The following is a 14602-nucleotide window of genomic DNA, read 5'->3' on the forward strand; positions in this document are numbered from 1 at the left end:
TGAGGATAATAGTGGGGCTATTTGACGAAGAAGCAGGAATTTTTAGACCCATTTATCGCAACCGCAGTAGGGTAGTCTATTCTCGGACAGGCTCCTAGAGGCAATCTTGAAGTCCTGCCGTCACGTTGGTCTGCGATAAACATGAAAAGGGATGTTAATGGAAGGCGTCTTATCCATTCAATCACACGTTGTTTTTGGTCATGCTGGTAATAGTTCTGCCGTCTTCCCTCTGCAACGAATGGGGTTTGAAGTCTGGCCGTTGCATACGGTTCAGTTTTCAAACCACACCCAATACTCCCAGGGGTGGAGAGGGAATGCATTCAAGGCAGAGACCATTTCAGATTTAGTCCATGGACTTGACGCCATTGATGCGCTGAAAGGTTGTCAGGCTGTCATTTCTGGCTACCTCGGTAGTGCTGATCAATGTCAGGCGGTGATGGATGCGGTGTCTTTGGTAAAGCAGCAAAACCCCAGGGCACTTTACGTTTGCGACCCTGTGATGGGTTCCCCTGAAAAGGGGTGCATCGTACCTTCTGGCGTTGCCGAAGCGTTAATCGATAAAGCTATGCCGTTAGCTGATGTTATCGTGCCTAACCAGTTTGAACTGAGCCGATTTACGGGCGTAACCATTGACTGCCTGGAAGATGCTATACATGCCTGCAAGGTTGCTTTAAGCAAAGGCCCTGAAATGGTTCTGGTCAAGCACCTGCACAGCCTGTCATCATCCCGTTTTTCCATGATGCTGGCCGCTGGTGAAAACGTCTATCTGGCTCAACGTCCCCACCTGGACTTTGCCCGACATCCTGTGGGCGTGGGAGACCTTATCGCAGCGCTTTTTACCGGAGGGCTATTAAACGGCTGGACGCCCATGGATGCATTTCAACATTGCAACAATGCTTGCTACGGAATTTTAAAAGAAACGCTGCGTCAAAATGAATGGGAGCTTCAGACAATCGCCGCTCAAGAAGAAATTGTCTCGCCAGCCAGTCGCTTTCCAGTGACATGCCTTGATGGGTAAACAGCCTCCTGGATTTTTCTTGCAAATGATAAGCAACGTTGTAGGCTGAAAGCATTTTGAATGAAAGTACCATGCAGAAAATACCGTTACCCCGTTTTCAGTTCGAGCAGATTGGTATCATTCATTCCTGTTACCGACAAAAATTCGGCATTCCACGTCAACCCGGTATTGTCAAAGCTGCTGAGGCTGAGCTGGAGCTGCTATCTCCTTACAATCAGGAAAATCTGGTGCGCGGGCTGGACGTTTTTTCTCATATCTGGGTGCATTTTATTTTCCATAAAACCATGGAGGAAGGTTGGCGAGCCACCGTCCGACCACCGCGCCTTGGCGGGCGTGAGCGAAAGGGGGTTTTTGCCACGCGTTCTACCCACCGGCCAAACCCTGTGGGCACCTCTGTTGTTGAGTTGAGAGGTATTCGTACAGGTAATGGTAAAATGGTGTTAAAACTTGGTGCTGTTGATTTGCTCGATGGTACACCGGTGATTGATATTAAACCTTACCTTCCCTACGCGGATGCGCTTCCCGAAGCCTCAGGTGGTTTTGCGCCTTCGCCTGTCACACTGTTCGACGTGCGTTTCTCTGACCAGGCTATGGCACGCTGCGCTGCCTATGAACAAGTCACGGGTCGGCAGTTGGTACAGCTAATTAAAGAAGTGCTGGGTCAGGACCCACGACCGGCTTACTTGCGTGAAACAACCCACCGGCGCCATGGCACTGCGTTATGGGATATCAATGTTGTCTGGGAGTCCCACGGGACGTACTTTCTGGTGACGGATCTGGAGCGGCTGCCCTGATGATTATTCCTTACACGTTACTTGAACCCGCCACCTTGCGTAATTTAATTGAAGAGTTTGTCAGCCGCGATGGCACAGACAATGGGTATGACCAGTCCCTCGACAGCCGTGTTAAAGCTGTCCTCGCACTGCTGAAAAAAGGGGATGCAGAGGTGGTGTTTGATGAGACCCAGCAGAGTACAAATATTGTCCTGAAGACGGCAAGCTGAGCAGAGCAAAGGGATTTTTAACCGCTATGGGTTTTCAGAGGGGGTTAAATCAGGCAGTCTGATGCTGGCTCTATTTTCAGTTACCTGTATCTATCGGTATTTTGAGAACGACGACCGCCGTCCGCAGTCAGGTACCTGGATGTAATGCGCTGAATTTTTGTGTGGGTTTTGATTGAACGTGGTCGGGGTAGAGAGATTCGAACTCCCGACATCCTGCTCCCAAAGCAGGCGCGCTACCAGACTGCGCTATACCCCGATTCTGTTGTGCTGTGTGAGAGGGTTTTAACCTCTGCACTGCCTTTTAAGGCAAAGATAAGTGTTTCACCTGTCTTAACCAAATGCGCTAAACCACACGAAACCCTGTTATAAGCAGCTTCATCGCGCATACAAATAACGTTTAATGGATATAGCGCAAAGTGCCTGATTGTCGCACAGTGGTGTAACAACGGGCAGAATCATAGCAACGGGAGGACAGCATTGTCAATAAAAGGTGTAATAATAAACAATTTCTTAGAACTCACTCTACACGAGAAAAGAAGCAGACTGCCATTCTCATCAAAAGCACACCACCATCAATGATGGCCGTGGACACGGGGAAGTGGTATTTGTGGCGAGGAGTTGCCGCGAAAACCTGGCCGGTGTCGTTTCTGCCACCAGCGTGAACCCACTGAACCCAGGCCGGATACCATACGAACTTGCTCCAGTGTCAGGGATTCATTGTTATTAAGCAGCGCTTTAGTCGTTTTTAGCTGCCTGGACGAATGGCGGTTGCCCGCGCCACCAGAGTACAAGGGGGTAAAAAAAATATCGCCATAAGGATTGCTGATATCATCACCATCATCGTCATCTGAGGGCTTTCGATGGGCTTTTTTTTCACCCGCCGGTAGGTTTGTCTGCCTGGGTAAGGCGTTCCCTTGCGAGTCATAGCCTGTCTGGGACCCCATCAAGCCGGTAGCGATATCAACATAGCTGCTATCCAACGCCTGTTGCATATGGGTTAACCGTTGTAGCAGAAACTCTCGCTCGCGGTATAAAGCATCAAGCCTGTTGGAAGCATAGCCAGGATCACCCATGAGTCTTTGTTGCGCCAGGAGATAACTTTCCTGCCACTCAATATGGCTGAGCGCGGCGATATAGTGATCAAACTCCCCCATGATATCACCATAGGTCACCGGGGATGCTGCGGGCACTTCCTGATTAGCCGGAAAGGCGCGACGCGCCAGCAGTGTTTGACACGGGGACATAATCAGCAGGAAAACCAGCAGAGCAGGGCCAATAAGATTCACGATCACCTCTGGTATTGTGGAAATCTTCACAAAGGTAGACGGGGATCTGGACATTATCATTAACCAATGTGTCAGTAGCGCTAACTATTTATTGAATTTCATGCTCGAAAGCTTAACCCGGATATTTCATAAACAGGCTCCTGGCCTTGCTTGCTCCTTGCGGCTCTAGGGGCAGTTTATGAAATATCCGGGTTAAGCCCGACAGGCTCCTGGTTCAGAAATATAGACTATTCTTTGTTTCTGTCGTGGTTTTTGCTGAATCTGTCTACTTATTTCCAGCAAGCCTCTGAAACCTGTATTCAAAAGAATATTTTTATTTCAAAGCGTTTTGGTGGGTATTTTGTTATATTCCTATTCAAAAGTCCTGTAAGAAAGTAATGTAATTAAAAGCCATCAGAGAATCATGGAATGTCCCGTTTATTCTCGCATTGACAGGTTGAACAGATGCGCCCGTTGATTCATTCGGGACTATTTCGGAAACGACGGCTTTTCTATTACCCCAAATCCTGTGTAAACTCGTAAGGATTGGGGGGTAATCCCAGGGCACGACGTAGCATGGCAATTGCGAAGGAGGTTTCACGTAAAGCCGCTGGCCAGTCAAGCAACGGAACAGGGTGCCACCACTTTTATTGAGTAAGCGGTGGGTTACGATCATTCGTTCACCAGCAATGCGATGAGATGAGCTTAAGGAAACAATGCGTCTAAAATCCATAAAACTGGCTGGATTCAAATCTTTTGTCGATCCAACAACCGTGGACTTCCCGTCAAATATGTGCGGGGTAGTTGGTCCTAACGGGTGTGGCAAATCCAATATTATTGATGCGGCACGGTGGGTAATGGGAGAATCGTCTGCCAAACACCTGCGCGGTGAGTCCATGACCGACGTTATTTTCAAAGGTTCTAATAACCGCAAGCCTGCCGGGCAGGCTACCGTTGAACTGATGTTTGATAATAATGAAGGCAAGGTGACTGGCGAATACGCTGCCTACAGTGAAATTTCCATCAAGCGAAAATTGACGTCCGATGCAAAAAACACCTATTACCTCAATGGGAGTAAATGTCGCCGCCGGGATATTATGGATATTTTCCTGGGCACAGGACTTGGTCCGCGCAGCTACGCGATCATCAGTCAGGGCATTGTTTCTAATTTGATTGAGTCCAAGCCCGAAGAGCTTCGTGTGTTTATTGAAGAGGCCGCCGGCATCTCTAAATACAAGGAGCGCCGTCGGGAAACGGAAAACCGCATCCGCCGGACCAACGAAAACCTTGAGCGTTTAACCGATCTTCGGGATGAATTAGGGCGCCAGCTCGGTCACCTGCAACGCCAGGCGGAAGCCGCTGAGAAATACAAACTGTATCGGGAAGAGGAGCGCCTTAAAAAAGCGCAGTTATCAGCCTTGCGCTGGAAAGCCATTGATCAGGGTGCCCAGTCTCAGGAACAAACCATCCGTGAGCTGGAAGTTAAGTTTGAAGCAGCGGTCAGTGAGCAGCGCTCAGCCGATGCCGGGATGGAAGAGGATCGCCTGTTGCAGACGGAACTCAGTGACTGTTTTCACGAAACGCAGTCGAAATACTACGGTACCGGAAATGACGTTACGCGCCTTGAAGAAACCTTGCGCCACCAGGAAGAGCGTGCCAGGGAGCTGTCCAGTGATCTTGAACAGGTGGAGCATAGCTGGCAAGAAGCAAAGGAACAGCTTGCTGAAGATCAACAGCAACTGGAAATGCTTCAGGAAGAGCTGATTGAGATTGAGCCGGAACTGTCGCTGCTTCAGGCACAGGAAGATAGCTCTGGAGATTCTCTGGCACAGGCAGAAGAGGCCATGCATCGCTGGCAGCGGCAATGGGATCATTTTAATCAGCGTTCCCAGGAGCCACGGCGTGTGGCTGAAGTGGAGCAATCCCGTATCCAGCACGCTGAACAGGTGATCGGGCGCCTGCAGGAACGTGAGGTACGACTGAAAGAAGAACTGGGTACCCTCGGGGGCGGTGACGATGAGGAAGCCCTGGAAATACTGTCTGAGCGACTGACAGAGCTGGAAATGACACGGGAAACTGTCGAAGATCGCCTGGCTGACGTGACTGAAAATATAGAAGCCCACAGGCGTGAGCTACAGTCTTCCCTTCGCCAGCTTGATCTTGGGAAAACCGAACTCATTACTGCCCGTGGTCGCCAGGCATCACTGGAGGCTCTGAAGCAGGCCGCCACAGGCCAGGATACCGGCACGCTGAACTGGATTGAAGACCATCACCTGATGGACAACCCTCGCCTTGCCGATGGGCTGAAGGTAGACAGTGGCTGGGAAAAAGCAGTGGAAACGGTATTGGGTGACGCTCTGCAGGCCGTTTGTGTCGATCAGCTTGATTCTGTTGCCGGCTTACTGGATCGCCTTGAGCAGGGTGCGCTGGTATTAATGGATAACCAGGCCAGCCATTCATTATTGCCAGCAAAACTTTCAGGTTTGCCCCTGCTGGCAGAGAAGGTGCTGGACGGGCTTTCAGGCAATGCTGTGTTGCACGGCGTGTATGCGGCATTAACACTGACAGAGGCCCTGAGCTTTCGTTCACAGTTACAGCCGGGCGAGTCTATTGTTACCCGCGATGGTGAATGGTTGTCCCTGGACTGGATTCGCGTGAGTCGTTCCATAGACAGCAGCTCCGGGGTGCTGGAGCGTCAAAAAGAACTGGAGTCCCTAAACAGAAAAATCACTGAGCTGGAGAAAACGGTCACCGGTCAACAGCAGCAGCAGGAACGCCTGCAGGGCGAGCTGGAAACGCTGGAGTCACAAAAAGAAGCCCGGCAACGGCATCTGGTGGATCTAAACAGCCAATATGGCGAAGTGAAAGGTGACTTGAATGCCCGGCAGGTAAAGATAGAGCAGTTTTCTGTTCGCCGTGACCATATGCGACAGGAGTTGCGTGACTGTCAGGAACAATACCAGAGCGAGCAGGAAACCATCGGCACCTCCCGGCTGCGCCTGCAGGAAGCCCTCGACGTCATGGAACAAGATAGTAATCAGAAAGAGCAACTTCAAAAGCAGCGGGAATCCCTCAGAGGCGAGCTTGATCAGATACGACAGCAGTCTTATAGTGATAAAGACCGCACTCACCAGCTGACCATTCGCCAGCAGACCATTAATGCGCAAACTGGCTCCATCAAGGCGGCAATTGAGCGACTGACCCAGCAAGCGACCAAACTGAGAGAGCGACGTTCTTTTTTGACAGACTCGCTGTCTCAAGCCAACTCACCGGAGTCGGATTTACAGGAGCAGTTAGAAGAACTGCTGGCTCGCCGCCTTGAAGAAGAAGAAGCCATGCAGAAAGCACGCATGGCTTTGGAAGAAGTAGAGCAACGTATTCGGGAAGCTGAAAAACGGCGACAGGCAGCAGAGCAGCAGGCTGAACGCTATCGCGGTCAACTGGAAAAGCTGCGCATGGACTGGCAGGCCATGGAGATACGCAGGACATCCCTTGCTGAGCAATTACGTGATGAACAGTTTGACTTGAAAACCGTGTTAGATAACCTGCCGGATCATGCGACGGACGCTGACTGGGAGAAAGAGCTGGAACGACTCCAGGCGAAGATTGAACGTCTAGGCGCTATTAACCTTGCCGCGATTGAAGAATACGAAACCCAGTCAGAGCGTAAACGTTATCTGGACGCACAAAATGAGGACCTGCAATCAGCCCTTGAAACACTCGAGAATGCTATCCGTAAAATTGACCGTGAAACCCGCCAGCGTTTTAAAGTGACTTTTGAAAAAGTGAATGCAGGTTTGCAGGAATTGTTTCCTCGTGTCTTTGGCGGTGGACAGGCTTACCTTGCCCTTACCGGAGAAGATTTGCTGGATACGGGGGTAGCCATTATGGCTCAGCCACCGGGGAAGAAAAACAGCACCATTCATTTGCTGTCCGGTGGTGAAAAAGCGTTGACAGCCATTGCGCTGGTCTTTGCCATTTTCCAGTTAAATCCGTCACCATTTTGTATGCTCGATGAGGTGGATGCGCCACTGGATGACGCAAATGTTGGCCGATATGCCAAAATGGTAAAAGAAATGAGTGACCGGGTACAGTTTGTTTACATTACCCATAACAAGATTGCCATGCAGGCAGCCAATCAGCTGGTGGGCGTGACAATGCATGAACCCGGGGTTTCTCGTCCGGTTTCTGTTGATATTGAACAGGCGGCGGCTATGGCTGAGATGTAACCCGCTTGTTTTCACAATGATTAATACAACGGTTTACACTAACAGTGAATTTTATAATGATTAAGGTTAGATTGTTGGCGTATATTCGATATTATGTTTAAGGGTAGCGGCAATGAAAACTATACCAGCGTCGCCTCCGTTAAGAGTCCTGTAGTCGTGCTGGTTTCCTGCCGTCGCGGGAATGACGGAGTGTTGGTATTTTCCGAAATGTAGCTACCCTTAATCAGACTCTGTTAAATAAGTGCGCAATCTCCATGGCAGGAAAATCGTTTTTCCCCAAAGCAGTAAGGCGCAGGCATAGCCATCTTCGCCAAATTGTGCCTGCTGTGGTTGGAAAGCCATCCTGTTTGCCACTGGAAGAGCGGATTCAGACCCACTGTGGAGGCCGTTGCGGTCAATTGAAGGACGTCAGTATTTCTCACAATCACACCTTGTCACAGTGGCTCTGGGCTTTATCGAGTGTGTACTCTTATGGAGCAAGGTCTGGATAAACAGGTTGTGAGGTTCAATTGTCAGCAAAGAGCACAACAGGTAAAAATACAATGCACAGCTTGAGCGCTGGATGAGGGTATAAAAGGCACCATGGACATGAGTTTGCGTGAATGGCTCGTTTTGATTGGAATCATCGTGATTGCCGTTGTACTGATTGACGGGTATCGTCGTATGCGTCTGGCAAAAAAAAGAGCCAGTGAGCTGAGTTTTGGCCTGGAAGAAGTAAAAGGAGAGGCAGCAGATCACTTTAGCAGTGAACTACCTAATGGCGGTGCACGTTCTCGTTCTTTACGTAGTGAAAGTTCAGGCAACGTTTCAGTAGCTGATCGGGCTTCAAGTCATGGACGGATTGAACCAGGTTTAGCCGGTATGGGGTTTGATGAGCCTGTTGGCACCTGCGAGGATGTTGACATCACCGATGATGACAGTGGTTCTGTGGGGCGAGCCAGAGTGTTTACCAGGCCCGCCCCGGAGCAGGGCGTGTCTCATGCTAATGAAGGTGAACATGAGCGGGTCCACCAAAAAACAGCAACAGCAGATCGAGGCGCGGCACCTCGTCACCCAGAAAGGGCGGTGGGTGATATGAAGACCGTTGAAGGCACCTCCTGGAGAAAAAGCACAGAGCCTGTGGGCAAGGATAAACCGGTAACGGTCATGAAAAAAGACAAGGCCCGTGAAGCAACAGAAAAGCTCAGTGACCGACCACCGGCTAAAGAAGTAGTGGTGATGAATGTTGTTGCCAAAGGGGATCAGCTTTTTGATGGCACAAAACTTCTGGAGAGTGTATTGTCATCAGGGATGAAATTTGGTGATATGTCAATTTTTCACCGATATGCCAACGATAATGGCACAGGGCAAATTTTGTTCAGCATGGCTAATGGGGTTGAGCCCGGAATTTTCAGCATCGACAAAATAGAAGAAACAAAGACGCAGGCAGTCAGTTTCTTTATGGGCATGCCTGGCCCTCGTGAACCTCTCAAGGCATTTACCAAAATGGTTGAAGCGGCGCGCCAGCTTGCCCTCGATCTGGGAGGGGAACTCAAGGACGAGCAGTTTAGCGTAATGACCCAGCAAACCATTGAGCACAGTCGCCAGCGCATTATTGATTACGAGCGTAAGCAGCTGGCACACCGGATGCCCGGCTAATCTCCACGGCTCATACGGAAAGTGTGAGCCTCTTACCTTTTGTTACCTCTACTTATGCCACATAACGCTTCCTTATTTGTTGAAGATAAGATCCGACAACTGCGCGAGCAGCTCCATCATCACAATTACCGTTATCATGTACTGGATGATCCAGACATACCAGACGGTGATTATGATCGACTGATGAATGAATTGAAGCAATTGGAAGCAGACCATCCATGGAGCATAACACCTGACTCACCCACGCAGCGGGTTGGCGGCGCACCCTTAAAAAGCTTCGGGCAAATACGCCACGAAGTGCCAATGTTATCCCTGGACAATGCCTTTTCATCGGAAGACATGGCCGATTTTAACCGCCGGGTGAATGAGCGGTTAAAGGATACGTCAACTGTTGAGTATATCTGTGAACCTAAACTTGATGGTATTGCTGTGAGCCTTATGTATGAACAGGGTGTACTCATCACAGGGGCTACCCGGGGTGATGGAACAACGGGGGAAGATATCACCCAGAATATACGTACAATTGTCTCTATTCCCTTAAAGCTGCAAGGTGCTGGTTGGCCTGAGCGCCTTGAGGTAAGGGGCGAGATTTATATGCCACGCCAGGGATTCGATCAACTGAATGAGCGAGCAGAAAAGCAGGGTGAAAAGGTCTTTGCCAATCCGCGTAATGCGGCGGCTGGCAGTTTACGGCAACTGGACTCAAGCGTAACAGCCTCACGCCCCTTGACGATGTATTGCTACGGTATTGGTGTGTATGACGGTGATAATGCCCCTGAAACTCACAGTGATATGCTAAACCGGCTGGGTGAATGGGGATTGCGTATTAATCCTGAAGTAGAGGTCGTTGAGAGTGTAAAGGGTTGTGAAGACTATTATCGGAAGCTTGAGTCTCGCCGGGAAACGCTAGGCTACGATATTGATGGCATTGTCTTCAAGGTAAACCCTGTGAAGCTTCAGCAACAACTGGGTTTTGTTGCGCGTGCCCCTCGCTGGGCTATAGCCCGTAAATTTCCTGCACAAGAAGCAATGACGGTATTAAAAGACGTCGAATTTCAAGTGGGCAGAACCGGAACCATTACCCCTGTCGCGCGATTGGAGCCTGTCTCTGTTGGTGGTGTGGTGGTCAGTAATGCTACCTTGCATAATATGGACGAAATTCGTCGCTTGAATATATGCGTTGGGGATTCAGTTATTGTGCACCGCGCAGGGGATGTTATTCCGAAGATTGTAAAGCGTGCCGGTAACATAGCCCGTTTGAACAATGCCAAAGCAATAGCCCCGCCAAAGGTGTGTCCTGTTTGTGGCTCCAAGGTGGATAAGGTCACCATTAAAGTGGGCAACGCCGAAAAAGAGGGCACTGCCTTAGTCTGCGTCGGTCGTTTGACCTGCAAAGCGCAACGAGAGCAGGCGATCATCCACTTTTCATCGCGAAAAGCCCTGGATATTGAGGGGCTTGGTAGTGAAACAGTCGCGCTCATGGTGTCTGAAGGGTTACTGGCGTCTGTGGCAGATATATTCGCACTGTCTTATGAAGAAATCGTGGCTTTGGAAGGTTTTGCTGAATTATCAGCCAGGAATCTTATTGCAGCTATTGAAAAGGCAAAGACAACCACATTACAACGATTTATTTTTGGGCTGGGAATACCTGAAGTTGGAGAGGAAACAGCCCGGCTTCTGGCAGAAACCCTGGGTTCTATTGAAAAGTTAGCCATAGCGCGCAGGGAGGTCATTCAGCTTATTGAAGGTATTGGTGAAACGGGTGCTGGCTGTATTCAAGACTACTTTGCTGACAATCATAATAGACAAGTGTTGGATAAAATGATGGATAAACATCAGGTTCAGGCGGTTGGCCCTGATAAATACTCATCAGATTTTGTGGTAAAAATAGCCTTTGACAAGCTAATCAGCAACATACCTGTCTATGGCGTTGGATTAGGTATTGCCAAGCGAATAGCAAGCAAGTGTCGTGATTTTTCAGAATTATACGCACTTTCCAGCGACCAGTTGAAAGAAGTCGTCAGAAATCAGAGAGCATTTGATCACTTATTAAAGGCACTGCCAGCACAAAAAGACAGGCTTATAACCTTAGAAGCGTATCTTCTTGAAGAGGGGTTGCATTGGCGAACAAGACAGAATCTCACTGATGCTGCTTTGACAAAAGTAAACAAAGCAAAAAAGGGTGCCCTCAAAGGTAAGAAATTTGTTATCACTGGCAAGTTTGAGGGTGTTTCTCGTGATGGACTCAAAGCGCTTGTGAGGGAGCATGATGGCGTTATTGCCGGTTCTGTCAGTAAAAATACCGATTTTCTCCTGGCCGGTGAAAAAGCTGGCAGCAAAAGACAAAAGGCTGAAGCACTGGGAATACCGGTTATCGGTTTAGACCAGTTTAATGAAATGGTGGCAGCCGGACAAAGCTCGGATCGAAGGGGAAGTCAACAGGAAACCTCATTCAAAAACATCGATCATGAAGACGAAGATTAGCTGAAACGGCTCTAGCCCGGATATTTCATAAACATGCTCCTGACCTTGCTTGCTCCTTGCGGCTCTAAGGGAGTTTATGAAATATCCGGGCTAGGAGACTGTCGGACTTAAGACAATTTCAGCCTAAAATCCAGAAAATGCGGGAAAGCGCGGGAAAGCGCGGGAAAGCGCGGGAAAGCGCGGGAAAGCGCGGGAAAGCGCGGGAAAGCGCGGCCAGAATTTTATGCTCGAAAGCATAAGTCCGACAGGCTACTGGAAAAAATTGGGGGGCAACTAACGACGTGACTGCTGAAGAAAAGTATTTTATATACTGCGATGCTAAGGGAAACCTGTCAGCCAGAGAAGTCTGCTCCGTCTCTGAATCTCAATGGTATACGCAGGCAATAAGCCTTGATACTCATTCCATAAGGACTTTCCGTCGAGATAGAATTATTGAGGAGGTTAAGTGCAAAGATCAACTACCAGAAAGGCTTGATTATCACCAGAAACAAGCAACAAAGCCTGATTCCTCACTGGCACCACCGCCTGGCGTTATTCCCAACCTGAAAAGGAAAGCGAGCCATTCCATCGATATCTGTTTTACAGGGTTCGCACGTTCAGAGAAGGAACACCTGGCTGGTCTTGCGGAAAATGCGGGGATGATTGTAAGAAAATCTGTCACAACAAACTTGAATTTCCTCTGTTGTGGCTCAAGGGCAGGACCGAAAAAAATTGAAACAGCGAGAAATCAGGCGGTTGTCGTGCTCTGTGAAGAGCAGTTCAAAACATTATTAAGGACAGGGGAAATTCCTGAGTGATAATACGGTCAATACTTCTACTGATGATAGTTGCGGTGTTAGCAGGTTGTGCCAGCACAGCCCCCCCGGGAAATCCCCATAACCTATGCAGCATTTTTAAGGAAAAGCCCAGCTGGTATGAAGCGGCAAAAAAATCCCAGGAACGCTGGGGCACGCCAACACAGGTGATGATGGCAATCATGTATCAGGAATCATCTTTCCAGCATGACGCGCGACCTGCCTGGGAGTGGTTTTTATTCATTCCTCTGGGGAGGCCCACGTCAGCTTATGGCTATGCCCAGGCACTGGATGCAGTCTGGGATGAATATGTGGAAGAGGCTGGCAGCTTTTTTTCTGACCGTGACGACTTTGAAGATGCTATTGACTTTATCGGTTGGTATAACCATAAATCCCGAAGGCTTAACAAAGTCTCCCTCTGGCGGGCAGACTTGCTTTACCTTAACTACCATGAGGGCTGGGGCGGATATCGTCGAGGCAGCTGGAAATCGAAAGCCTGGTTACGGAAAACTGCTGCCAAAGTGGCATGGCGCGCCAGTGAATACGGTGAGCAGTTACGACGCTGCTCAATATAATTGAGGAAACCCATGAAGCTGATGAAGCTGTATATATACGACCATTGCCCTTTTTGTATTAAAGCCATGATGATTTTTGGCTTGAAGCAACAGGCTTATGATATGGAAGTGTTGCTCAATGATGATATTGAAACGCCCACTGCCATGATTGGTAAAAAAATGGTGCCCATCCTGGAAAAGGATGATGGGAATTATATGGCAGAAAGCCTCGATATTATTCATTATGTGGATCAGTTGGATCAACGACCGATAGTAACAGGTGTCATTAACCAGCCGGTAACGCAGTGGCTGGAAAAGCACCAAGGCGCTATGCAGCTTTTGACCATACCCCGTGCGGTCCAGTTGGCCTTCTCTGCCTTATCCACAAAAGGTGCGCGTGCTTTTTATATCCGGGCAAAAACCGAGTGGGTCGGTGATTTTCAGGCACTGATTGACAGCTCCGAAGGCTATATTAGCGACATGAATGCAGCACTCAAAGAATTAGAACCCATGATCGATGGCGATCAATGGCTGGCAAAGCACGTGTCTGAAACTGATTTTCATTTGTTCGCTGCGCTGCGCGGGTTATCTGGGGTAAAAGGCATACATTACCCTGACGCTGTTGCAGCCTACCTGAACAGAGCCTCTCAGCAAAGCCATATTCCGTTGCTGTTGAGCAGAGCCATCTAGGAGCCTGTCCGAGAATAGACTACCCTACTGCGGTTGCGATAAATGGGTCTAAAAATTCCTGCTTCTTCGTCAAATAGTCCCACTATTATCCTCAGAAGCAGAAATTTTTATCCTCAATTTCTCGTAATCCTCGCTACGGGCGCTATTCTCGGTCAGGTTCCTAGCAGATTACGCTTCGTCTTGCGCCTGCATAACAATAATACGCGTATAGCGGGCGCTGTTCATTCGTACATTGGGTTTGATGGCGCCTGTGATTTGTTTAAAGAGGTACAACCCTGTGGTCTTGTTTTTGGGTACCAGAACCATTTGATAGGTTGATTCCACACCATCGAATAACTCTGTGGCACTAATCACACCAATAGGGCCGAGTTTATCTTGATAGACAGTGTAATGAAATTTACCCGTTAACACCTTGCCGCTACCGATAATCTGATACTCATAGGTATCTTTAGCAAAACGCATCAAGTAGGAAACACTGGCATTGGGGTTGTCAGGGGACGGTGTGCTGTCCACCGTAAATAAAAACGTCTGTCCCTCAAGCTGACTGGGTAATAACGACTTAACGGGTTCTCCCACGGCTACTATGGGCAATAGGCACAGTGACACAATCAATAAAAAACGACGCACGAGACAATACTCTTGTGTTGTTAACGGATGTGATCGGCATTCCCCTTGGCGAGAAAGTGTAGTGCAAAGCATCATTGCTGACAACCATTGGTCTGAGCCACACGGAGAGTCTGGCGCACTGATCAATTTGAATGCTTTTAACTTGCCAGGAGCCTTATTTCTCATAGGGAAAACAGCCTTCAACGACTCAATTCAGGATCATTGACATCCTCCCACTGCTAAAGCAGTGGGATTCCTCCAGCGAGACGGCTATGCCCAGCCGCAAGAATGTTCTTTGCTGCATTTGAATCACGCGGGTGT

General features: G+C 49.0%; 11 protein-coding genes and 1 tRNA gene. 9 read left to right on the forward strand and 3 right to left on the reverse strand.

From position 1 onward, the window contains the following. Positions 1-157: 157 nt before the first annotated feature. The 3 genes from pdxY (at position 158) to V4C51_RS14750 (ending at position 2021) form a co-directional block, all read left to right on the forward strand. A complete protein-coding gene (gene pdxY, locus V4C51_RS14740) occupies positions 158-1018 on the forward strand; it encodes a pyridoxal kinase PdxY (RefSeq protein ID WP_330926944.1) in 861 nt (286 codons plus the stop codon). A gap of 71 nt (positions 1019-1089) precedes the next feature. Further along, positions 1090-1812, forward strand: a complete 723-nt coding sequence (gene tsaA, locus V4C51_RS14745; RefSeq protein ID WP_330926945.1) for a tRNA (N6-threonylcarbamoyladenosine(37)-N6)-methyltransferase TrmO — start codon at positions 1090-1092, stop codon at positions 1810-1812. Then, positions 1812-2021, forward strand: coding sequence for a YheU family protein (locus V4C51_RS14750; protein ID WP_330926946.1), 210 nt, complete (start codon positions 1812-1814; stop codon positions 2019-2021). The genes tsaA and V4C51_RS14750 overlap by 1 nt, the downstream gene beginning before the upstream one ends. Before the next feature lie 179 nt (positions 2022-2200). Here V4C51_RS14750 and V4C51_RS14755 read toward each other — a convergent pair. Further along, a tRNA-Pro gene (locus V4C51_RS14755) sits at positions 2201-2277 on the reverse strand. 316 nt (positions 2278-2593) lie between these two features. Next, positions 2594-3361, reverse strand: a complete 768-nt coding sequence (locus V4C51_RS14760) for a hypothetical protein (RefSeq protein ID WP_330926947.1) — start codon at positions 3359-3361, stop codon at positions 2594-2596. A 641-nt stretch (positions 3362-4002) separates the two neighbouring features. Here V4C51_RS14760 and smc point away from each other — a divergent pair. The 6 genes from smc to grxB all read left to right on the forward strand — a co-directional run bounded on the left by smc (position 4003) and on the right by grxB (position 13675). Then, positions 4003-7515 (forward strand): chromosome segregation protein SMC, encoded by a 3513-nt coding sequence (gene smc / locus V4C51_RS14765; protein WP_330926948.1) that lies wholly within the window; start codon positions 4003-4005, stop codon positions 7513-7515. 582 nt (positions 7516-8097) lie between these two features. Continuing rightward, positions 8098-9153 carry a cell division protein ZipA gene (gene zipA / locus V4C51_RS14770; protein ID WP_330926949.1) on the forward strand — a complete coding sequence of 352 codons (1056 nt, stop codon included), beginning with the start codon at positions 8098-8100 and terminating at the stop codon, positions 9151-9153. A 54-nt stretch (positions 9154-9207) separates the two neighbouring features. Then, entirely contained in the window at positions 9208-11637 is a 2430-nt protein-coding gene (gene ligA, locus V4C51_RS14775) for an NAD-dependent DNA ligase LigA (RefSeq protein WP_330926950.1), read from the forward strand. A gap of 281 nt (positions 11638-11918) precedes the next feature. Then, positions 11919-12434: a BRCT domain-containing protein gene (locus V4C51_RS14780; RefSeq protein ID WP_330926951.1), complete on the forward strand. Its 516-nt coding sequence runs from the start codon at positions 11919-11921 to the stop codon at positions 12432-12434. Continuing rightward, a complete protein-coding gene (locus V4C51_RS14785) occupies positions 12431-13006 on the forward strand; it encodes a transglycosylase SLT domain-containing protein (RefSeq protein ID WP_330926952.1) in 576 nt (191 codons plus the stop codon). Before V4C51_RS14780 ends, V4C51_RS14785 begins: the two co-directional genes overlap by 4 nt. Before the next feature lie 21 nt (positions 13007-13027). Next, the gene (grxB, locus tag V4C51_RS14790) at positions 13028-13675 is read left to right on the forward strand and encodes a glutaredoxin 2 (RefSeq protein WP_330926953.1); all 648 of its coding nucleotides are present in this window, start codon (positions 13028-13030) and stop codon (positions 13673-13675) included. Positions 13676-13843: 168 nt separating this feature from the next. On the opposite strand, the gene V4C51_RS14795 is transcribed toward grxB, so the two are convergent. Then, positions 13844-14467 carry a hypothetical protein gene (locus tag V4C51_RS14795; protein ID WP_330926954.1) on the reverse strand — a complete coding sequence of 208 codons (624 nt, stop codon included), beginning with the start codon at positions 14465-14467 and terminating at the stop codon, positions 13844-13846. Positions 14468-14602: the final 135 nt, after the last annotated feature.

This window comes from Candidatus Sororendozoicomonas aggregata (assembly GCF_031528575.1).
Classification (GTDB): domain Bacteria; phylum Pseudomonadota; class Gammaproteobacteria; order Pseudomonadales; family Endozoicomonadaceae; genus Endonucleibacter; species Endonucleibacter aggregata.

What these genes read in the sequence shown, in the direction of transcription:
- V4C51_RS14760 (WP_330926947.1), bottom strand. Translation starts at nt 3,361, where the DNA reads ATGTCCAGATCCCCGTCTACCTTTGTGAAGATTTCCACAATACCAGAG.
- zipA (WP_330926949.1), top strand. Translation starts at nt 8,098, where the DNA reads ATGGACATGAGTTTGCGTGAATGGCTCGTTTTGATTGGAATCATCGTG.
- V4C51_RS14795 (WP_330926954.1), bottom strand. Translation starts at nt 14,467, where the DNA reads ATGAGAAATAAGGCTCCTGGCAAGTTAAAAGCATTCAAATTGATCAGT.
- ligA (WP_330926950.1), top strand. Translation starts at nt 9,208, where the DNA reads ATGCCACATAACGCTTCCTTATTTGTTGAAGATAAGATCCGACAACTG.
- smc (WP_330926948.1), top strand. Translation starts at nt 4,003, where the DNA reads ATGCGTCTAAAATCCATAAAACTGGCTGGATTCAAATCTTTTGTCGAT.
- V4C51_RS14750 (WP_330926946.1), top strand. Translation starts at nt 1,812, where the DNA reads ATGATTATTCCTTACACGTTACTTGAACCCGCCACCTTGCGTAATTTA.
- pdxY (WP_330926944.1), top strand. Translation starts at nt 158, where the DNA reads ATGGAAGGCGTCTTATCCATTCAATCACACGTTGTTTTTGGTCATGCT.
- grxB (WP_330926953.1), top strand. Translation starts at nt 13,028, where the DNA reads ATGAAGCTGTATATATACGACCATTGCCCTTTTTGTATTAAAGCCATG.
- tsaA (WP_330926945.1), top strand. Translation starts at nt 1,090, where the DNA reads ATGCAGAAAATACCGTTACCCCGTTTTCAGTTCGAGCAGATTGGTATC.